At 63.9% G+C, this 19,374-nt stretch carries 12 protein-coding genes; 6 read left to right on the top strand and 6 right to left on the bottom strand.

All coding sequences use genetic code 11. From position 1 onward, the window contains the following. Positions 1-71: 71 nt before the first annotated feature. Entirely contained in the window at positions 72-1,361 is a 1,290-nt protein-coding gene (locus BUB23_RS24655) for an MFS transporter (RefSeq protein ID WP_073109625.1), read from the bottom strand. A 363-nt stretch (positions 1,362-1,724) separates the two neighbouring features. On the opposite strand from BUB23_RS24655, the gene BUB23_RS24650 reads away from it, so the two are divergent. Both BUB23_RS24650 and BUB23_RS24645 read left to right on the top strand, forming a co-directional pair. Next, positions 1,725-2,639, top strand: coding sequence for a YihY/virulence factor BrkB family protein (locus BUB23_RS24650; RefSeq protein ID WP_073109620.1), 915 nt, complete (start codon positions 1,725-1,727; stop codon positions 2,637-2,639). Positions 2,640-2,747: 108 nt separating this feature from the next. Beyond that, entirely contained in the window at positions 2,748-5,480 is a 2,733-nt protein-coding gene (locus BUB23_RS24645; RefSeq protein WP_073109615.1) for an ABC transporter transmembrane domain-containing protein, read from the top strand. On the opposite strand, the gene BUB23_RS24640 is transcribed toward BUB23_RS24645, so the two are convergent. The 3 genes from BUB23_RS24640 to BUB23_RS24630 form a co-directional block, all read right to left on the bottom strand. Next, positions 5,467-5,961, bottom strand: coding sequence for a DUF421 domain-containing protein (locus tag BUB23_RS24640; protein WP_073109610.1), 495 nt, complete (start codon positions 5,959-5,961; stop codon positions 5,467-5,469). The genes BUB23_RS24645 and BUB23_RS24640 overlap by 14 nt on opposite strands. 54 nt (positions 5,962-6,015) lie before the next feature. Next, the gene (locus tag BUB23_RS24635; RefSeq protein WP_073109605.1) at positions 6,016-7,437 is read right to left on the bottom strand and encodes a UDP-glucose dehydrogenase family protein; all 1,422 of its coding nucleotides are present in this window, start codon (positions 7,435-7,437) and stop codon (positions 6,016-6,018) included. A 63-nt stretch (positions 7,438-7,500) separates the two neighbouring features. Continuing rightward, positions 7,501-8,511 (bottom strand): LysR family transcriptional regulator, encoded by a 1,011-nt coding sequence (locus BUB23_RS24630; RefSeq protein WP_073109774.1) that lies wholly within the window; start codon positions 8,509-8,511, stop codon positions 7,501-7,503. Between the two features lie 165 nt (positions 8,512-8,676). On the opposite strand from BUB23_RS24630, the gene BUB23_RS24625 reads away from it, so the two are divergent. The 3 genes from BUB23_RS24625 to BUB23_RS24615 are packed head-to-tail and all read left to right on the top strand — an operon-like array spanning position 8,677 to position 14,588. After that, positions 8,677-9,891 (top strand): efflux RND transporter periplasmic adaptor subunit, encoded by a 1,215-nt coding sequence (locus tag BUB23_RS24625; RefSeq protein ID WP_073109599.1) that lies wholly within the window; start codon positions 8,677-8,679, stop codon positions 9,889-9,891. Between the two features lie 18 nt (positions 9,892-9,909). After that, positions 9,910-13,095 carry an efflux RND transporter permease subunit gene (locus BUB23_RS24620; RefSeq protein WP_073109597.1) on the top strand — a complete coding sequence of 1,062 codons (3,186 nt, stop codon included), beginning with the start codon at positions 9,910-9,912 and terminating at the stop codon, positions 13,093-13,095. A gap of 20 nt (positions 13,096-13,115) precedes the next feature. After that, positions 13,116-14,588, top strand: a complete 1,473-nt coding sequence (locus BUB23_RS24615; protein ID WP_073109595.1) for an efflux transporter outer membrane subunit — start codon at positions 13,116-13,118, stop codon at positions 14,586-14,588. Between the two features lie 44 nt (positions 14,589-14,632). Here BUB23_RS24615 and BUB23_RS24610 read toward each other — a convergent pair whose 3' ends face one another. Continuing rightward, positions 14,633-15,457 carry a ferritin-like domain-containing protein gene (locus BUB23_RS24610; RefSeq protein WP_073109592.1) on the bottom strand — a complete coding sequence of 275 codons (825 nt, stop codon included), beginning with the start codon at positions 15,455-15,457 and terminating at the stop codon, positions 14,633-14,635. A 261-nt stretch (positions 15,458-15,718) separates the two neighbouring features. Then, positions 15,719-16,939 (bottom strand): YeeE/YedE family protein, encoded by a 1,221-nt coding sequence (locus BUB23_RS24605; RefSeq protein ID WP_073109589.1) that lies wholly within the window; start codon positions 16,937-16,939, stop codon positions 15,719-15,721. 287 nt (positions 16,940-17,226) lie between these two features. On the opposite strand from BUB23_RS24605, the gene BUB23_RS24600 reads away from it, so the two are divergent. Then, a complete protein-coding gene (locus BUB23_RS24600) occupies positions 17,227-17,700 on the top strand; it encodes a PaaI family thioesterase (RefSeq protein ID WP_073109586.1) in 474 nt (157 codons plus the stop codon). The last annotated feature ends 1,674 nt before the right edge of the window (positions 17,701-19,374 follow it).

The following is a 19,374-nucleotide window of genomic DNA, read 5'->3' as shown; positions in this document are numbered from 1 at the left end:
TAGGGATAATGCTGTATGCGTATACAGTATGCCGACGGCGGCATCCAACGCTTGCGCTAATTGACGTAATCCTATGCACGCAGCGGGCCGCTGAAAACGCCAAGGCCGCGGCGCGCCCGGTACAGCAGGAAGCCGATGATGCTCAAGTTGAGCACGTTCCAGCCTATGCCGTTGAGGAAGGCGGCATGGTAAGAGCCGGTGAGGTCGTAAATGGCGCCCGACATCCAGCCGCCCAGGGCCATGCCGAACAGCGTGGCCATCAGGACGGTGCCCACGCGCGCGCCGGCTTCGTCGGGGCTGAAGTATTCCCGCACGATGAGGGCGTAGGCGGGGACTATCCCGCCCTGGAACAGGCCGAAAAGGGCAGATATCAGATACAGCGACACCAGGCCCTTGCTGTTCAGGAACAACAGCAAGGCCAGGCCTTGCAGCAGCGAGCCCACCAGCAAGGTGCGCAGCCCGCCGATATGGTCGGACATCCAGCCGGAAACCAGGCGGCTGACTATGCCCAGGCCGAGCATCAGCGCCAGCATTTCGGCGCCGCGCGCGGCGCCGAAGCCCAGGTCGCCGCAATAAGCCACGATATGCACCTGCGGCATGGCCATCGCCACGCAGCATGCCACGCCGGCGAAACACAGCAGGCCTTGCAGGGCGGACGGCGTGAGCCCCAGAGGGCGGCGCGGGTCCGATCTGGCGGCTTCGCGGGCGAATCGCGCATCGCGCCTGGGTCCCAGGCCGACCACGGCCGCGACCGAGGGTGGGCGGCGGCGGTACACCAAAGCCAGCGGCAGCATGGAAAGCAGGCAGAACACGCCTATGCCGACATAGGTCATGCGCCACCCGGCGGTATCGATGAAGTGCTGCATGACCGGGGGCCAGACGGCGCCCGCCAGATAATTGCCGCTCATGCATATGGCCACGGCGATGCCGCGGCGCCGCGTGAACCATTGGGACGTATCGGCGACGAGCGGCGCAAAAGTGGCCGCGGTGCCCAGCAGGCCTATCATCAGGCCCTGAACCAGGACGAACTGCCACAAGCTGCTGGCATTGCCCGCCAGGATGAAGCCGCTGCTCAGCCCCACGGTGCCCACGATAATGGGCAAGACCACGCCGTAGCGGTCCGAGAGCCGGCCCATGAGAATGCCGCCGAGGCCGAAACCCACCATGGTCAGCGTATAAGGCAGCGATGCATCGGAACGGCTCACACCGAATTCGGCCTGGATTTGCGGCAGCACCACGGTGACCGAATACATGCCCGAACCGCCTATCGTCATGAGCAGCAGCGATACGATCAGCCGCGTCCAGGCATAGGGCGATTCAATGTTGTCATGGGGGGCGGCGGGGGTGGCGGAACGGGTCATGATGGCTATTGAACACGATAAGAATGGATTTGTCTTGAGTTCCTGCGGTAAATATTGCCCGGCCCGGCAATATTTGCCCCGCGGACGCGCGGCTGGCGGGCCGGCCATGGGCTTATCCGGCCCGACCGGCGGGGCACGCGGTTTGCTGTTTCATGGCCAAGAGGCTTACGAATGCTGGGGACCAGGATGAAGAATACGCAGGAGCGGCGCGCCGAAGGCAGTTATTTCGCGGACGAAAGCGCCGCGCGGCAGGCTATGCCGCTTTTGCCGCTACCGTCGCGCACTGCCTGAAAGCGGTGTCCAAGGGACGGGCGCTGGCGCGGGCGGAATCGCCCATGTTGGGTCTTTGAAAAGGATGGCGCCATGCGGGTGAAGGAATTTTTCCATTTGGCCAGGGAGTCCGTGGCGGCATGGCAGGACGACCGCGCGTCGAGCATGGGCGCCGCCATTGCCTTCTATACGGTTTTCTCCATTGCGCCGCTGCTGATCATCGTGATTGCGGTGGCGGGATTCGTCTGGGGCGAGGACGCGGTGCGCGGCGAGATCATCCGGCAGTTGGGCGGGCTGGTGGGCGCCGACAGCGCGTCGGGCGTGCAGAATCTGATAAAAAGCGCCGACCAGCCCGCCCAAGGCATCACCGCCAGCGTTGCCAGCGTGATTGTCCTGATCATCGGTTCGACCACGGTGTTTGCCGAACTGCAAAGCGCGCTGGACCGGATCTGGAGGGTTTCGGCGGCGGCGCAAGACGGAATGTGGAAAACCGTGCGCGCGCGCCTGCTGTCCTTCGGACTCGTGCTGGGCCTGGCGTTCCTTCTATTGGTCTCCTTGATTTTGAGCACGGCCCTGGCGGCGCTGAGTCAGTGGAGCAGCGGCCTGTTCGCCGGCTGGGAGTTTCTGCTGCAGATCGTCAACGCACTCGTGTCGCTGTCGATAACAACGGTTCTGTTCGCCATGATCTACAAATTCATGCCGCAGGCAAAGATAGCCTGGCGCGATGTATGGGTGGGCGCCATCGTGACGGCGGTGCTTTTCGAGGTCGGCAAATTCCTGATCGCGCTGTATGTGGGCAGAAGCGCTACGATTTCCTCCCTGACCGCCGCAGGCTCCCTGGTCGTGGTCCTGATCTGGGTGTATTACGCCGCCCAGGTGTTTCTCCTGGGCGCCGAATTTACCTGGATCTACGCCAAGCATTACGGTTCGCGCGCGGCCGGGGACGGCGCCGGCGTGCCTGCAGGCAATCGGGACGCCCATGGAGAGGACGACATGGCCCCGCCCTGAAGCTTTCCTCGGTGAACCCGCTGCTCCCGCCCGGCGCTGGCGAGCCGGCGCGGGCACGTCGCTTGCCGCGCAAGGGGCTGTTGTTCTACAGGCAGCCGGGGGGAATGCATGGAAGGCGTAGCAGGCGAGGGACATCGCGCGCGCGAGGGCCGCAACGGGGCCGCCGCTTCGGCGTTTGCGCGCCGCGAGATTTTCAGGACGGTGGGCCAGGTCTTGTGGCGCTTCCGGCGCCGGGCCGGTGCGGCGCTGGTCCTGCTGGTGAGCGCCAAATTGTTTGCGGTGCTGGTGCCTGTCCTGCTCAAGCGCATCGTCGACAGCCTGGAGTCGACCGGCTCGCCCCTGGTCCTGCCGGTGTTCCTGCTGCTGGGCTATGCCATGCTGCGTTTTTGCGCGGGCCTGTTCACCGAACTGCGCGATGTCGTCTTTGCGCGCGTCACGCAGACCGCCGTTGCGGACTTTACCGTGCGCATGTTCGAGCACTTGCACAGCCTGGACGTGAAATTCCTCGGCAGCAGGCAGACGGGTGGCTTGTCGCGCGATGTGGAAAGGGGGACCGCCGGTGTCGGCTTCCTGATGGGAACCGCGCTCTTCACCGTACTGCCGACCATCGTGGAAATCGTGTCGGTAATCGCAATCATGATCATGGCATACCGGCTGGGTTTTTCCGGCATCGTGCTGCTGACTTTTATTGTCTACGCGGTGTTCACCGTCGTTTTCACCGAAAGGCGCACGTTCTATCAGCGCCAGCTGAATGAGCTCGATTCGGCGGCGAACGGCCATCTGGTCGACAGCCTGCTCAATTACGAAACCGTCAAATTCTATGCCAGCGATAAATTCGAATCCCAGCGCCTGCGCGACATCATGAGGCGATGGATAGGCATAGGCGTCGACAACCAGCGTGCCCTGTCGGTGCTGCATGTGGGGCAAAGCGGGATCATCGCTTTCGGCGTGGCGGCCGTCATGCTGCTGGCGGGACAGGAGGTGGTCAACGGCAAGATGGCGATAGGCGACCTGATTCTGATCAACGCCTACATGATACAAGTGTGCCTGCCGCTGAACACGCTGGGACTGAGCTTTCGGCAGGCCCGCGAGGCCCTGGTCAATGCCGAGCGCATGTCGGAACTCTTGCGCTATCCGCCCGAAGCGGACCCGGCGGACGCGTCGCCGGCGCTGCGATTGAGCGGCGGGGCCGTGGCGTTCTCGGCAGTCGATTTCTCGTACGAGCCCGGGCGGCAGATTCTGCACGAGGTGGATTTTCGCATCGAGCCGGGCGCCACGGTGGCGGTGGTGGGCGGCAGCGGTTCGGGGAAATCGACGCTGGCCCGGCTGCTGCTGCGCTTTTACGATGTGGACAACGGCAGCATCGCCGTCGACGGCCAGGATGTCAGGTCGGTAAGCCAGAAAAGCCTGCGCTCGGCGATAGGCGTCGTGCCGCAGGACTCCCTGCTGTTCAATAACACGATAGCCTACAACATCGCCTACGGCCGCGTGGGCGCCTCGCTGGCCGAGGTCATCGAGGCGGCCAAGGCGGCCCGCATACACGAACTGATACAAAGCCTGCCAGCGCAATACGAGACGCTGGTCGGCGAACGGGGCGTCAAGCTGTCGGGCGGAGAACGGCAACGTATTGCCATTGCCCGCGCGGTGCTCAAGAACCCGCCCCTATTGGTGTTCGACGAGGCCACTTCCGCGTTGGACACCCGCACCGAGCGCGCCATCCAGGTGGAGCTGGACCGCCTGGCGCAAGGCCGGAGCACGCTGATCATCGCCCATAGGCTGTCGACCATCGTGGATGCGGACATCATACTGGTCATGGATCACGGCCGCATCGTCGAACGGGGTTCGCATGCGGAGCTGCTGCGGGCCAAGGGCCTGTACGCCCAAATGTGGAATCTGCAGCGCCAGCAAAACGAACTGGACGAATCCGGCTCGCGATTGAGCGCCCAGCCGGTCAATCTTGTCACCCTGGTGGCCGGCGTGCTCGACGCGATGCGCCCGGCCATCGAGGCCAAGGGCATCGTCCTGTACACCTTGATCAGCCCGGATACCACGCGCGTCACGGGCGACCCCAGCGCCCTGCAGCAACTGGTCTGCGACTTGTGCGACAACGCCATCGCCTTTACTCCCGCGGGCGGCCGCATGGAGCTGCGCCTGGAGCGCGACGGCGACGCGGCATTGATTTCGGTGACCGACGGCCGTTTGTCGCCGGCCGATGCGACAAGCCAGCCCGTCGAGGACGCGGCGCCGCTGCATGCGGTGCAATTGCTCGACCCGCTGCAGGCGGCGGCGGTGCTGGAGCAAATGCAGGGAGCCTTCGACGCCAGTCCGGCCGGGGACGGTTCGGGCATGACTTTTTCGATACGCCTGCCTTTGCGCGCGGTGGCCACGCTGGCGCCGCCTTCGCCGCTGTCCGAAGGCCAGGCCAATATTCTGGACGGACTGAGGATCTTCATCGCCGACGATCAGCAGGAAGCCCGGGAACTGCTTGCCGCCGTGCTGCAGGATTTTGGCGCGCGCACGGAACTGTTCGATTCCGGCGGCGCGCTCTTGTCGGCCCTGCATGAAAGCCAGCGCGCCGGATGGCCGGATGTGCTGGTGTGCGACATTTCCCTGGGCGAGCCCGACGGCTACCAGGTCATCGCCGATATACGCCGCCTGGAAGCGCAGCGCGGCTCGTCCCTGGCGCAGCGCCTGCCCGCGATTGCCCTGTCAGGCTACAGCCAGCGGGAAGACCGTTTGCGCGCCTTGCTGGCCGGCTTTCAGGTCCATGTGGCCAAGCCGGTGGACCCGCGCGAATTGATAGCGACTGTCCTGGCCGTGACGCGCCCTAAGGTTTCTTAGCGTAGCGCAGCACACTGACATCGCCGGCTTCTTCTATGTACGCGCGCCGGACCTGCGCAATGTCGTCTATGCCCTGCAGACGCAGTTCGGCCATCAGCTCGTCCTCCGTCACGTACTCCTTGCGCATGCCGCGCCGCTGCATCACGCCGTCTTTGATCAGGCATATGCGCTGCGGCGCGAGCAAGGGCCGCGTGGCGGGCACGTAGTAGCTGACCCGGTCCACGGCCACGCTCCAGAACACCAGCGTGGCGATGAGTATCATGCCTTCGCCCACGGATTTATAGTCGGCCGCCATGGCGTTCTGCGCGGCGTCGGCGATCAGCACCAGGAGCAGGATGCCGGATATGCCTATGGAGCCCAGGTCGCGCCGCCCGGCCATGCGCAGCAATAAAAAGATGAACCAGTAGACCAATGTGCCGCGCACCACGATTTCCAGCGGCGGCATGGTCAATTCAAAAAGCGAACTCCATTCGACATCCATTCCGGGCCTCCTCTGCTAGGCATTCTTGCCGTCTCGCGGACAACGCCTGGCGCCTTATTCGGCCGCCGTCAGGCGCGGCGTGTCCGGCGCCGCCGCGGCATTGTTTCTTGGAGCCGGCGGCTGCTTCCAGGATCGGCCATGGTCGATGGCCGCAAGGCGCTTTTGTCCCGGCCGGTAATGGCGCAGGCCAAACGAGTGCAGCTCGCGGGACTGGTACAAGTCCCGCGCGTCGAACACCGCTGGGGTTCCGAGCGTGGCGGCAAGCCAGCCGAAATCCGGCGCTCTGAATTCTTCCCATTCCGTCATGACCACCAGCGCGTCGGCGTTCTCGCAGGCCTGCCGCGCGCTGTCGACGAGGGCAAGGTTGGCGTGCGGGATCAAAGACCCGACCGCGGATTCGGCCAGCGGGTCGTAGGCGCGCACCCGCGCGCCGGCTTCCAGCAGGCTCTGGATCAGCGCCACGCTGGGCGCTTCCCGGATGTCGTCGGTGCCGGGCTTGAAGGCGAGCCCCCAGACGGCTATGCGGCGGCCTTTCAAGCGTCCCCAGAAGTGCCGGGCGATGGCGTCGTACAGCAGTTCGATCTGGCGCTGATTGACCTGCTCGACGCTGCGCAGGATGGCCGCGGGCTCGTCCTCGTCCTGCGCCATGCGGATGAGTGCCCGCAAATCCTTGGGCAGGCAGGACCCGCCGTAGCCCGCGCCGGGCTGGAGATATTGGGAACCGATGCGCGGATCGGATCTCAAGACCCGGCAGATGGGGGCGATGTCGGCGCCGATCCGCCCCGCTATGTTGGCCAGTTCATTGATCAGCGAAATGCGCGCCGCCAGCATGGCATTGCATGCGTACTTGGCGAATTCCGCGCTGCGCACATCCATTTCCATCACCAGCTTGCCGCCGGGGTCGAAAGGAGCGTAAAGCTGCCGCAGCGTGCCCGCGGCATGGTCGTTGGCGGCGCCCACCACTATGCGGGCCGGGTTGCGAAAGTCGGCCACGGCGCTGCCCTCGGACAGGAATTCGGGATTGGAAGCGACGCTTACCCGGTAGGCCGCGTTGCCTTGCGCGAGCTGCATATCGAAGAGCGCCTGGATGGTGGCGCAGGTGCCGGGGGGCACGGTCGATTTGACCACCACCAGGCATTTGTGGCGCAGGGTGGCGGCCAGGTCCTGGGCGCACTGCAGCAGGGGGGCGACCTGCGCATAGCCGTCGGCGCCGGACGGCGTGCCCAAAGCCAGAAATATGATGTCCGCGGCGCGGGTGCCCTGTTCCAGCTGGTCCGTGAACCACAGCTTGCCGCGCTGGCGCGCCGCCGCGACCAGGTCGTCCAGCAGGGGCTCGTGGAAAGGCAGTTGGCCTTCGCGCAGGCTGGCCACCTTGGCCGCATCGTTATCGATGCAGACGACGCTGTTTCCGGATTCAGCGAGGCAGGCGCCGGTGACCAGGCCTACGTAACCCGTGCCGATAATCGCTACATTCATGGGCGCTCCTTGTTCAACTCAGATGCCGATCCGGCTGAACCAGAGCAAATGCTGTGCCCGTCTTCAGAAAGTGCTTTCCGCCACCTCTTGCTCCAGGACTTTGCGCATGGTGTGCGGCTTGGCGCCCGCAAACACGCATTCCGGGTCGATGGCCATGTTTTCCTTGCATCCGCCAAGCAGCGAGCAGCGCTGGAACAATTCGCTTATCCAGTCCACGAACACCCTGACCTTCGGCGACAAATGCCTGTTGTGCATGTAGACGACGGAAATAGGCATGGATGGCGGCTTCCATGCCGGCAGGATTTCGCGCAGGGCGCCGGATTCGAGGTGGTCCGCCACCATGTAGCGCGCGGGCTGGATCAGCCCGAAGCCTTTTACGCCGCAGGTGACATAGGCTTCGGCGTCATTGACCGATACGGCGCCTTTGACGGCCACATCGGTGACGCGGCCGTCCACCGTGAAGCTCCAGTCGATGTTGCGGCCCGTGCGGCCGGAAAAATAATGGACGGCGCGGTGGTTGCGCAACTGGTCGATGGTCTCGGGTTCGCCATAGCGCGCCAGGTATGACGGGGCCGCGCAGGTAACGCTTTCGAAGGTGCCGATGCGCTTTGCCACCATGGTCGAGTCTTCAAGCTCGCCGACCCTTATCACGCAATCGATTGCTTCCTGCACCATGTCGACCGGCCGGTCGCTCATGCCTATGGCCAGTTCGATATCGGGATAGCGGTCGTGGAACTCGCACAGGGCGGGAATCAGGATCAGGCGCCCTATGGACGGCGGGGCGTCGATCCGCAGCCGCCCTCGAGGGCCGCGCGTGACGTCGTGGAAGGAGGCCTCGGCTTCCTCGATGTCGGCAAGTATGCGCACGCAGCGCTCGTAATATGCGGCGCCATCCGGCGTCAGGCTCAGGCGGCGCGTGGTGCGGTTGAGCAGGCGCACCCGCAACAAGCGCTCGAGGCCCTGGATAGTGGTGGTCACGGTGGCGCGGGGCAGCCCGAGGCTGTCGGCGGCGAGTGTGAAGCTATTGGCGTCGACCACCCGCGTAAATACTTGCATAGCCTGGAAACGATCCATGAGGTCCTCCGGAAAAGGAATATCCGTACCGCGCGCCGCAACGGACAAATGCTGGCGCCTGATTGTTCGTCGATGGCGAATAGTGTTAGCAAAAAATAGATATTTATCTGTTTTGGCGAAAAGTAAATAATACTCGCTCTTTTCCAGAATTCATACGGGTCCATCATGTTTTTACTGCGCAACCGATATGTCATGGTGGCAATTGCCGCGGCCGCTCTATTCGGCGGCATTGCTGTTCTTCGCGTCAACGCCGGCGCCGCCCAGGAGGCCGCGTCCGCCAGCCCGGCGCCGGCCGTGGCGGTGGAGGTCGCGACGGTGGCGAACCAAACCATTACCGACTGGCACGACTATTCCGGCCGGCTCGAGGCCGTGGACCAGGTGGAGATCCGCCCCTTGGTGTCGGGCACTTTGACCGCCGTGCATTTCACCGATGGCAGCCTGGTCAAAAAGGGCGACGAGCTGTTCACGATAGATCCGCGCCCCTACCAGGCCGCGGTGGACCATGCCAAGGCGCTGGTGGCGGCCGCGCAGGCCCGCGTCGCCTATACGGCGTCGGACCTGGCCCGCGGAGGGCGCCTGCTGGCGAGCAACGCCATCGCGAAACGCGACTATGAGGAAAAGCGCAACGCTTCGCGCGGGGCGGCCGCCGATTTGCAGGCGGCCAAGGCGACGCTCGAAGCCAGCCTGCTGGACCTCGAACATACCCGCATTCTGGCGCCCATTGCCGGACGGGTGTCGCGCGCGGAAGTGACCGCGGGCAACGTCGTGGCGGCGGGGGCCGGCTCGACGCCTCTGACTTCCCTGGTATCGGTGTCGCGCATCTATGCGTCGTTCGATGTCGACGAGCAAAGCTTCTTGAAGTTCGTGAATCCGGCCCGGACCTCCGGCAGCGCCGGCGCGCCGATATTCCTGGGCCTGGCCAACGAAGACGACTACCCGCGTCCCGGCAAGCTGGCTTCCGTCGACAACCAGTTGGATACCTCTTCCGGAACCATACGGGTGCGCGCGGTATTCGATAACGCCGACGGCACGCTGGTGCCGGGGCTCTACGCCCGCATCCGCCTGGGCGGCGGGGCGCCCCACCATGCCGTGCTGGTCGACGAGAAAGCGATAGGCACGGATCAGAACAAGCGCTTTGTCGTCGTTGTGGACGACAACAACAAGACGGCCTACCGCGAAGTGCGCCTGGGCGCCAGCCAGAAAGGCTGGGCTGTCGTCGAAACCGGCCTGAAAGCCGGCGAGCGCATCGTCGTCAACGGCCTGCAGCGCATCCGGCCCGGCGATATGGTCACGCCCAAGCCGGCGCTCGCGGCGACAGATCCCAGGCTTGCCGTATGGGATGGCGCCGCGCAGGCATCCGCTCCTGGCGATAACTCCTAAGAGCCTCTTTGGATTTTCATGAATATTTCTAAGTTTTTTATCGACCGCCCGATTTTCGCGGGCGTGCTGTCGGTTCTCATCCTGCTGGCGGGCAGCCTCGCGGTGTTCCAGCTGCCTATCTCCGAATATCCGGAGGTGGTGCCGCCGTCGGTGGTGGTGCGCGCCCAATACCCGGGCGCCAATCCCAAGGTCATCGCGGAAACCGTGGCCGCGCCATTGGAAGAATCCATCAATGGCGTGGAAGGCATGCTGTACATGCAGTCTCAGGCAAACAGCGATGGCAACCTCGCCGTGACGGTGAACTTCAATCTCGGCGTGGACCCCGACAAGGCCCAGCAATTGGTGCAGAACCGCGTCTCGCAGGCGCTGCCGCGCTTGCCCGAGGACGTGCAAAGGCTGGGTGTGACGACAGTAAAAAGCTCGCCTACCCTGACCATGGTGGTGCATCTGATTTCGCCGGATGACCGCTACGATATGACCTACCTGCGCAATTACGCGGTGCTCAATGTCAAGGACAGGCTGGCCCGCATTCCCGGGGTGGGCGAGGTCCAACTCTGGGGCTCGGGCAATTATTCCATGCGCGTGTGGCTGAACCCGCAGAAAATCGCCCAGCGCGGCCTGACGGCGACGGACGTGGTGGCGTCGATCCGCGAACAGAACGTGCAGGTGGCCGCGGGCGTGATCGGCGCTTCGCCGAGCCTGCCCGATGTGCCCCTGCAATTGTCGGTCAACGCGCAGGGCCGGCTGCACACCGAAACCGAATTTTCCGACATCGTGCTCAAGACCTCGGCGGATGGCGGCGTGACCCGGCTCGGGGACGTGGCCCGGATCGAGCTTGCCTCGTCGGAGTATGGCTTGCGCTCCCTGCTGGACAACAAGCCGGCGGTGGCGCTGGGGATCATGCAGTCGCCCGGGTCCAACGCCCTGGCGGTGTCGGATCAGGTGCGCGCAGCCATGAAAGAGCTGTCGGCTGATTTCCCCCCTTCGGTGGAAAGCCGCATCGTGTACGACCCCACCCAATTCGTGCGTTCCAGCATCAAAGCGGTGGTGGTGACGCTGCTGGAGGCCATTGCGCTGGTGGTGCTGGTTGTGATCGTGTTCCTGCAAACTTGGCGGGCGTCCATCATTCCGCTGCTGGCGGTGCCGGTTTCCATCGTCGGGACTTTCGCATTGATGCTGGCCTTCGGCTACACCATCAACGCGCTGTCGCTCTTCGGCCTGGTGCTGGCCATAGGCATCGTGGTGGACGACGCCATCGTGGTGGTGGAAAATGTCGAACGCAATATCGCCGACGGCTTGTCGCCGCGCGACGCGACCTATCGCGCCATGCGGGAAGTCAGCGGCCCCATAGTCGCCATCGCGCTGACGCTGGTCGCGGTATTCGTGCCGCTTGCCTTCATGACGGGCCTGACCGGGCAGTTCTTCAAGCAGTTCGCCATGACCATAGCCATTTCCACGGTCATCTCGGCCTTCAATTCCTTGACGCTGTCGCCAGCATTGGCGGCCCTCTTGCTCAAGGGCCATGCCGAGAAGCCGGACTGGCTGACGCGCGCGATGAATCGGGTATTGGGCGGATTTTTCGCCGGTTTCAACCGTTTCTTCGGCCGCTCGTCCGATCGCTACGCCAAGGGAGTCTCCGGCGTGATTTCGCGCAAGGCCTCGTCGATGGGCGTGTACCTGGTTCTGCTGGCCCTGACGGCAGCGGTCTCATACATCGTGCCGGGCGGGTTCGTGCCGGCGCAAGACAAGCAATACCTGATCAGCTTCGCCCAGCTCCCGAGCGGGGCATCCCTGGACCGCACCGAGGCCGTGATACGCCGCATGACCGATATCGCCCTGAAGCAGCCGGGCGTGGAGAACGCCGTGGCCTTTCCGGGCTTGTCCATCAATGGCTTTACCAACAGTTCCAGCGCCGGGATCGTGTTCGTCACGCTCGCGCCTTTTGACAAGCGCCATGGCGAGGCGCTGTCGGCCAACGGCATAGCGGCCGCGCTCAATCAGCAGTTTTCCGGCATCCAGGACTCCTTCATCGCCGTTTTTCCGCCGCCGCCCGTCATGGGCCTGGGGACGGTGGGCGGCTTCAAGCTGCAGATCGAGGACCGCGCGGCCGTGGGCTATGCACAGCTCGACGCCGCGGCCCAGGCCTTTCTGGCCGAGGCGCGCAATGCCCCGGAGCTCGGCCCGGCCTTTTCCAGCTACCAGATCAATGTGCCGCAGCTGGATGTCGACCTGGATCGCGTCAAAGCCAAGCAGCTGGGCGTGCCCGTGACCGATGTCTTCGACACCATGCAGATTTACCTGGGTTCGCTGTATGTCAACGATTTCAACCGCTTCGGCCGCGTGTATCAGGTAAGGGCGCAGGCCGACGCGCCATACCGTTCGCGGCCGCAAGACATCCTGCAGCTCAAGACCCGCAACAGTTCAGGCGACATGGTGCCGCTGTCCTCGCTGGTCAAGGTAACGCCGACCTATGGTCCGGAGATGGTGGTGCGCTACAACGGCTATACCGCCGCCGATATCAACAGCGGGCCCGCGCCGGGGTATTCCTCGGATCAGGCCCAGGCCGCGGCCGAGCGGATTGCCGCCAAAACGCTGCCGCGCGGCGTCAAGTTCGAATGGACCGACCTCACCTATCAGCAGATACTGGCGGGCAACGCCGGCATCTGGGTATTTCCGATAAGCGTGCTGCTGGTGTTCCTGGTGCTGGCGGCCCTGTACGAAAGCCTGACTTTGCCATTGGCGGTCATCCTGATTGTCCCGATGAGCATCCTGGCGGCGCTGACGGGGGTTTGGCTGACCGGCGGCGACAACAACATCTTCACGCAGATCGGCTTGATGGTGCTGGTCGGGCTGGCATGCAAGAACGCCATCCTGATCGTGGAATTCGCCCGAGAACTGGAATTGCAGGGAGCGACGCCGAGGACGGCCGCCATAGAGGCGAGCCGGCTGCGGCTCAGGCCCATACTGATGACGTCGATCGCTTTCATCATGGGCGTGGTGCCTCTGGTTACTTCGACGGGGGCGGGCTCGGAAATGCGCCATGCGATGGGGATAGCCGTGTTCTTCGGCATGCTGGGCGTCACCTTGTTCGGCCTGTTCCTGACGCCGGTGTTTTATGTGTTGCTGCGTTCGATGGGCGGCCGCGCATTGCATTCGGCGGCGGTACACGAGGCGCCCATGCTGGCATCGAACATCGAACACTAAAGAAATAGCGGAATATAGCAATGATCAAGTCCTTACGAATCAGCCTCGCCCTGGGCGCCGCGTTGCTGGCGCTGGCCGGATGCGCGGTCGGGCCGCAATATCAGCGGCCGCCGGTCGATACGCCGGCCGCTTTCAAAGAGGCCTCTTTGTCGCCCGAGGAGGCGCGGCACTGGAAGGACGCGCAGCCGTCCGACAGCATGGAGCGCGGCCGGTGGTGGGCGGTATTCGACGACGCTCCCCTGAACGCGCTGGAAGAACAGGCCATGGCCGCCAATCAGGATCTGAAGGCCGCGGCGGCCCGCGTCGGGCAGGCGCGCGCTTTGCAGCAGGGCGCGCGCTCGGATCTCTACCCGAAGATCGATGCGGGTTTCGGGCCGACCCGGCAGCGCGCCTCCAACGCATCGCTGGGGCTGCCCGACGACGCCGCGAATGCGCCCTCGACATTGTGGCGGGCGCAGGCGGGGGCATCATATGAAGCCGATCTGTTTGGCCGGGTGGCCGCCGATGTCGATGCGGCGACGGCCGACACGCAGCAAAGCGAGGCCTTGTTCCGCTCCGTGCAACTGGCCCTGCAGGCGGACGTGGCGCAAGCCTATTTCTTGATCCGCCGGCTCGATGCCGAGCAAGAGCTGTATCGCGGCACAGTCAGCCTGCGCAGCCAGACGCTCGGCCTGGTCGAGCGGCGCTACGCGGAAGGCGACATCAGCGAACTGGATGTCGCGCGCGCCAAGTCGGAACTGGCATCGGCGCAATCGGAATCCTTGGGCGTCGAGCGCCAGCGCGCCATCGCGGAACATGCTTTGGCGATATTGCTGGGCAAGGCGCCGGCCGACTTCTCGGTGGCGCAACGGCCCTTGCAGGGGATTGCCATCGGCATTCCCGCCGGCCTGCCTTCGTCATTGCTGGAGCGCCGCCCGGATATCGCCGCGGCCGAGCGCGCCATGGCCGCGGCAAATGCCCGCATAGGAGCCGCCCAGGCGGCATTCTTTCCGCGCCTGACGATAACCGGGGCGCTGGGTTACGAGTCGTCGCAACTGGGAGATCTGTTCCAGTGGTCGAGCCGCAGCTTTTTGCTGGGCCCTCTGGTCGGGACGATGCTGTCCCTGCCCATCTTCGACGGCGGCCAGCGCCAGGCCGGCCTGGATCGCGCCCGCGCCAAGTACGAGGAAGACGTGGCCATTTATCGCCAGACCGTCTTGAGCGCATTCAGGGAAGTCGAAGACAACCTGTCGAGCTTGCGCATCCTGGGCACCCAGACCGATGTCCAGGACAGCGCGGTGCAATCGGCCGCCCGGGCGGCCGAGCTTTCGCACACGCAATACCGCGAAGGCTCGGTCAGCTATCTTGATGTCATCGACGCCGACCGCGCGGTGCTTCAGCAAAAACGCGCGGCCGTGCAATTGAACGGCGACCGCGCGCAAGCCGCGGTCAACCTGATACGCGCCATCGGCGGCGGGTGGGACCGTGCGGGCGCCGCTACCGCCAGCCTGTAAGGCTGGCGGTAGCGCTGGCCGGGAAGCATGCCTGGCCCGCCCCGCTAGAGCATGAACCTCGCTGTCAGCCGCGCCAGCGGGCCCTGCAGCAGGCGCGTGACCGCGTCGGGCAGGCTAAGCGGCCTCAGCAGCATCTTGACGGCCATATCCAGCGGATAGTGGCGCCGCACCTGCTTGCCCAAGCGGCTGCGCAAGGCGCGGAAAGCCGCCTTGTCGGCGTGGGCCTCAGGCTGGCGGACAAGGTAGGCGTGCCAGAGGGCGCACTCGGCGTCGTCGTTGCGGGCTTCCAGCAGCCGCCTCTTGATGGCTCCCAGGATGCGCAGGCGTCCTGGCGCTTCCTTGCCGTTGTACAGCCGGAAGTAGCGGTAGAAATATTTGTAGTGGCCGATTTCATCGGCCCTGATGCGGGCGGCAATGCCTGCCAGCACGGGTTCCGTGGTCTGCTGCGTCAAGGCCTGGTAGAACGTCGCCGTGCCGGTTTCGACTATGCAGCGCGCCACCATTTCCAGGCTGCGGCTCGCCTCGAAATTGTCGGGCGTGCACAGCGGGGAGTATTCAGCGTAGAAGGCGGAATACGCCTGCTGCCAGTCGAATTCCGGCCAGACATGATTGACATAGGCCCGCAGGACATGGCCGTGGCGCACTTCTTCGGGCCGCCAGCGGCTTTCCAGCCACGCGATGACTTCCTCGTCGCCTTTGAAATAATGTATCAGGTTGTCGGTATAGAGATCGGAGGCGATCTCGACAAAAGAAGCCGCGGCGACCAGATAGAACAAATTTTCCTGGTCTTTGATTTGCGAAAGATCGATTGCTTGAAAGGGAACCTCACCGAGAGTCCAGTCGGTCGCTGTCCTGGTGAATTCGTGCATTGCCCGAACCTCCTGTGGCGTCTTGCCTAGCTGATTACTATATACCCGGTAGGGCCGGGTGCATATAGCATGCCCGAAATCAGGGCCGGCATAGCGCCGTTCGCTTTGCCCAGCCATCGCGCCGCGGAGTTCCCGGGCGACGGCGGCAATGCGATCTGACCTTGAACGCACGCGCCGCCTACACCAGACCCTGCTATGCCCATGCCATCGCCGCCCTGGCGAGGCGGCAAGGCATGGGCGGCAGCTAGCGGCGCCGGTCTATCAGCAAGCCGTCATTCGAGGCGTTTTTTCCACCTGCAGGCCGAACCACGGGCGCAGATGCACCCCGAGCGCGCTGCCGGCGAAGGCGGCGGGCAACCATAGCCAGGCATGCAGACTGCCCGACAGAATGCCACTGAAGTAGGCGCCGATATTGCAGCCAAAGGCCAGGCGGGCGCCATAGCCCAGGAAAATCCCCCCGATCGCGGCCGCCAGTAAAGAGCGCGCGGGGATTTTCCATATCGGGGCGAACTTGCCGGCGGCCGCCGCCGCGGCCAGGGCGCCCAGTATGAGACCCACGTCCATGACGGAGGTGATGTCCTGGCTTACAGGAGCCGTCAAGGCCGCCGGGTTCTTCGCCCAGAAGGCCCATTGAGCGGGGTCGGCGCCCAAGGCGAGCAGGCCCTTGGAACCCCACAGGGCGAAGGCGGACGTGATGCCCCATGGGCGGCCGGCCAGGGCGAGCGTAGCAAAATTAAGCAGCACCAGGGCGACGGCGCCCCATACCAGCGGCCATGGTCCGCGCAGCAGAGTCGCGGGGCGGGATGTTCCGGTCGCATGCGAAACCAGCTGGCCATGGCGGCGTTTTTCCAGCACCACCGTCAATCCGGCGATGAGCGCGAATACGAGCAGGTTGGCCAGCAAGGCCGGCCACAAGCCCCAGGCCTTGACCAAAGAAACCGGCGCCAGAGCGGGCAGGGTGCTCCACCAGGTAAAGTTCAGCGCCGCCAGTATCGAACCCACGATGAAAAAGAACAATGTCACCAACATGCGCGTGCTGCCGCCGCCCACGGCGAACAGCGTGCCGGACGCGCATCCGCCGCCGAGCTGCATGCCCAGGCCGAAGATGAAAGCGCCCAATAGGACCGAGACGCCGGGAGGCGAAACAAAGCCGCTCACAGCCTGGCCCGCCAAGCTCCCTTGCGCGAGAAAAGGGAAAAACAGTATGACGCCGAAGGCCAGCATCAGCATTTGCGCGCGCAGCCCGGCCCCGCGGCGGTCGGATACGAAGACCCGCCAGGCCTGGGTGAAGCCGAAGGACGAATGGTAAAGCGTGACCCCAAGCAGGGCGCCGACCACCCAAAGCGCGCTTTGCCGGACACTGACGGTGTCGCCCAGGTAAATCGCCCCTGCAACGATGAGCAGCAAGGCGATGAGCAAAGGCTTGAGATTCAGCCCGAGCGAGGGCAGGGGGCCGGGCAGCGTGGCGGTGGTGGTAGTCATGGCTAGGAGGGTAGGAGAGAAATAATGTAACTGTACAACGTTAATGTAATTTCCATAAATAATGATTTCTAATTTTGCTATACATACAAGTAATTAATAGCGAGCCGTAATAGTGAACCGCGTGTAATAGTGAGCCGCGTGTAATAGTGAACCGCGTGTAATAGTGAACCGCGTGTAATAGTGAACCGCGTGTAATAGCGTGCCGATATGAAGGCGGAGCTTATAGCGCAGTCATGGCGCGGCAAATTCCTGCTACGCTCTTGCGGTGATAAAAGGAGGAAGCAAGAATGACAGAGAAAACGAAGCAGGCGGAGGATGGCGCGACAATGGAAAGCCGGGTGCGCGATAGCTTCGAGCGGCAAGGCCTGATGCGCCATCTAGGGGCCGTGATCGCCAGCGTGGCGCCGGGCATGGTCCATATCCGCATGCCATACCGGCAGGAACTTACGCAGCAGCATGGTTTTTTCCACGCCGGCGCCACGAGCGCTATTGCGGATTCGGCCGGCGGGTATGCGGGCTTTACTTTGTTCCCCCCGGGGAGTTCGGTGCTTACGGTGGAGTTCAAGATCAATCTGATGGCGCCGGCGCGCGGCGAGTATCTGGAGGCGGTAGGCAAGGTGATCCGGTCTGGCCGTACCCTCACGATTTGCCAGCTCGAGGTGTTCGGAGTGACGGGCGAGGAAAGAACGCTGGTCGCGATGGGGCAGCAGACGCTGATCTGCATGCATGGCAAACCCGATTCGTTGAGCGCCCAGGCTTGATCGCGGCAAGGGGATTGCGCTTTTATTGTCCGCTGCTAGTCCGCGTTGCCGGTCCAGCGCCTTTGCGCTCACTTTATTTGTCGGCTTCCTCGACGCTTTGGCCGGCAGCTAGGTGAATAAAGAAATGTCGCGTATCCAAACGGTTTCAGCGTTCTTTCTAAATCTGGCGCCGTGGGTTTCCAAACCAGCGTAGTGGGTTTCTTAACCTGGCACCGTGGGCGGGTGTGGATCATGTAGTTCTAAACCCGTCGCCGGGGGCGGGTGTGGGTCATATTGTTCTTAATCCGTCGCCGAGGGCGGGTGTGGGTCATGTTGTTCTTAACCCGTCGCCGGGGGCGGGTGTGGGTCATGTTGTTCTTAATCCGTCGCCGAGGGCGGGTGTGGGTCATATTGTTCTTAATCCGTCGCCGAGGGCGGGTGTGGGTCATGTTGTTCTTAACCCGTCGCCGGGGGCGGGTGTGGGTCATGTTGTTCTTAATCCGTCGCCGAGGGCGGGTGTGGGTCATGTTGTTCTTAATCCGTCGCCGAGGGCGGGTGTGGGTCATATTGTTCTTAATCCGTCGCCGAGGGCGAGTGTGGGTCATGTTGTTCTTAACCCGTCGCCGTGGGCGGGTATGGGTTGGGCTCAATATCGCTGCGGTCCCGGGCTTCGCCCGTGACTGCCCGCGCAGTCGACCTGTTTCCGGGCGCCCGCGAACTCGCGGAACGGACAGCCCCCGGCTGTCCGTAAGCGTCTCGCTCAGACAAGCGCGGGCTTGCCTCCCGGAAACAGGCCGCCTGCGCGGCTTGCTCAACATTTCGCCCAACCCATACCCGCCCACGGCGCCTGGATATTGGGTTTATTGGACTGGCGCTGGTATCGGGCTTGGCGATCGGGTGTGTCGGACGGCGGCTCGTATCGGGCCTGGTATCGGGTGTGTCGGATGACGGCTGATATCGGGCCTGGCAATCGGCTTATTGGACAGCCGCCGGTATCGAGCTCGGCATTCGGGCTGGCAGGTCGGGCGGCTGTTGTCGATTGCCGGATTGATGGGTTTGATTTCGGCGCAGACGACACCTAGGCAAGACAGCGCCCTAGGCCATACCACCCCCGATGCCCAAGCGGGCCGGCTGGCGGCCCGCGCCGGGCGAGCGCAAGACCTCTTTCTTGGTAGCACCAAACACAGCAAGAATGCCAAGCGCGCAACTCGTCCCGGCAGAGGTGCAAAAACCAAGACGCAGCCGTTGGCGCGGTGGGGGAAGGTAGCGGTCCGTCCGGGGCCGAGCGAGCCGGCCGCGAAGGCAGCCCCGGAGGGGGCGAACGAGCGAGGCGAGGCGGGGTCCGGCGCGCTGGGCGGCGGACCAGGCCACGCGGACCGCTACCTTCCCCCACCGCGCCAACGGCGTGTAGAGACGCTCGCCACTCCCACTGGGGCCAAGCCGCCATGCCCGTCCCGGCGGCCGACCCAGGCAATCTCTCTATATAAGAGTAGCCAGTCCCCCCCAGCATTTATGTACCTGGAAGGGATAGCTGGAAGGGATAGCTGGAAGGGATAGCTAGAGAGGGAGCCGCCAAGAGATGCTTATCTCTACGCTATATAGATAGAGCGTGCTGCCCAGAGGCATACGGGAGCAGGAAGGTCAAAGGAACAGAGAAGGTCAAAGGAACAGAGAAGGTCAAAGGAACAGAGAAGG

The sequence above is a fragment of the Pollutimonas bauzanensis genome (assembly GCF_900129885.1).
GTDB classification, from domain to species: Bacteria; Pseudomonadota; Gammaproteobacteria; order Burkholderiales; family Burkholderiaceae_B; genus Pollutimonas; species Pollutimonas bauzanensis.
The sequence above is the reverse complement of the archived record's forward strand: the minus strand, read 5'-3'. Positions and strand labels throughout refer to the sequence as shown.

Excerpts from the sequence above, each read along its gene's own strand:
- BUB23_RS24655 (WP_073109625.1), bottom strand. The coding sequence starts at position 1,361 with ATGACCCGTTCCGCCACCCCCGCCGCCCCCCATGACAACATTGAATCG.
- BUB23_RS24650 (WP_073109620.1), top strand. The coding sequence starts at position 1,725 with ATGCGGGTGAAGGAATTTTTCCATTTGGCCAGGGAGTCCGTGGCGGCA.
- BUB23_RS24645 (WP_073109615.1), top strand. The coding sequence starts at position 2,748 with ATGGAAGGCGTAGCAGGCGAGGGACATCGCGCGCGCGAGGGCCGCAAC.
- BUB23_RS24640 (WP_073109610.1), bottom strand. The coding sequence starts at position 5,961 with ATGGATGTCGAATGGAGTTCGCTTTTTGAATTGACCATGCCGCCGCTG.
- BUB23_RS24635 (WP_073109605.1), bottom strand. The coding sequence starts at position 7,437 with ATGAATGTAGCGATTATCGGCACGGGTTACGTAGGCCTGGTCACCGGC.
- BUB23_RS24630 (WP_073109774.1), bottom strand. The coding sequence starts at position 8,511 with ATGGATCGTTTCCAGGCTATGCAAGTATTTACGCGGGTGGTCGACGCC.
- BUB23_RS24625 (WP_073109599.1), top strand. The coding sequence starts at position 8,677 with ATGTTTTTACTGCGCAACCGATATGTCATGGTGGCAATTGCCGCGGCC.
- BUB23_RS24620 (WP_073109597.1), top strand. The coding sequence starts at position 9,910 with ATGAATATTTCTAAGTTTTTTATCGACCGCCCGATTTTCGCGGGCGTG.
- BUB23_RS24615 (WP_073109595.1), top strand. The coding sequence starts at position 13,116 with ATGATCAAGTCCTTACGAATCAGCCTCGCCCTGGGCGCCGCGTTGCTG.
- BUB23_RS24610 (WP_073109592.1), bottom strand. The coding sequence starts at position 15,457 with ATGCACGAATTCACCAGGACAGCGACCGACTGGACTCTCGGTGAGGTT.
- BUB23_RS24605 (WP_073109589.1), bottom strand. The coding sequence starts at position 16,939 with ATGACTACCACCACCGCCACGCTGCCCGGCCCCCTGCCCTCGCTCGGG.
- BUB23_RS24600 (WP_073109586.1), top strand. The coding sequence starts at position 17,227 with ATGACAGAGAAAACGAAGCAGGCGGAGGATGGCGCGACAATGGAAAGC.